At 72.1% G+C, this 1,214-nt stretch carries 1 protein-coding gene; it reads left to right on the plus strand.

Features of this window, described 5'->3' with window-relative positions:
• Window positions 1-1,214 (plus strand): LCP family protein (locus ESO86_RS17250; RefSeq protein WP_129235992.1); only part of this gene is annotated, 1,214 nt, incomplete at both ends.

Genomic DNA, 1,214 nt, shown 5'->3' on the forward strand with positions numbered 1-1,214 from the left:
CGCCCGCCCATCACGGCCGGCTCCCTCGGCGCGGCGCGGGCCGCGCGCTGGCGAAGGGCGTCGGGGCGATGCTCGCCGCGACGCTCGTGGCCTCGGGTGCGATCGCCGCCTACGCGGTGAGCTCGATCGTGACGCCGGTCGCGGCGAAGCCGAGCGTGAAGTTCGAGAGCGAGCAGGTGCTCGAGAGCGTGCCCGACATCGGCGCGATGGAGGGCGGCCTGAACTTCCTGCTCGTCGGGAGCGACAAGCGGCCCGCGAGCGGCGCCTTCGGCGACCCGGACATCGAGTCGGGCGTGCTGAACGACGTCACGATGCTCCTGCACATCTCGCAGGACCACTCGCACGCCGAGGTCGTGAGCTTCCCGCGCGACCTGCTCGTCGACGTCCCCGAGTGCCCGGACCCGGAGGATCCGCAGGGCTTCGGCTACTCGGCCCGGTACGGGGTGAAGATCAACACGATCCTGAACGACGGCGGGCTGGGCTGCATCGCCAAGACCCTGGAGCAGATGCTCGGCATCACGATCCCCGTCGGAGGCGTGGTCGAGTTCGACGGCGTCGCCGCCCTCTCCGAGGCGGTGGGCGGCGTCGAGGTGTGCGTGGTGGACCCGATCGACGATGCGTACACCGGGCTGGTGCTCGACCCGGGGTCGCACGTCATCAAGGGGTACGAGGCGCTCGCGTTCCTCCGAACCCGGCACGCGGTGGGCGACGGCAGCGACCTGGCACGCATCTCGAGCCAGCAGACGTTCCTCGCCTCGCTCGCACGCACGCTGCAGTCGGCGGGCACGCTCGGCGACCCGGTGAAGCTCTACGGCATCGCGCGCGCCGTCGTGACGAACATGACGCTCTCATCGGGCCTGCAGGACCTCTGGCGCCTGGTCTCGGTCGCACGCGCACTGCAGTCGACCGACCTCGACCGGATCGCCTTCATCCAGTACCCGACCGTGTACACGGACGACCTCAGTGCGGTCGTCCCCGCGGCATCCGCGAGCGTCGTGGCATCCGCACTGCAGCAGGACATCGCCGTGCAGTTCGACCCCACGGCGACGGACGGCACGCCGTTCGGGACGGTCGATCCGAACGCGACCGACGACCCTGCCGGGGAACCCGTCGCCGAGCCGTCCGACGCGCCCGACGCCACCGAGCCGGCCGCGCCGTCGGGGACGGCGACACCGGCCCCGAGTACGGAGCCGCCGGCCGAGGCGCTGCCCGGC

The sequence above is a fragment of the Agromyces binzhouensis genome (assembly GCF_004135055.1).
Classification (GTDB): domain Bacteria; phylum Actinomycetota; class Actinomycetes; order Actinomycetales; family Microbacteriaceae; genus Agromyces; species Agromyces binzhouensis.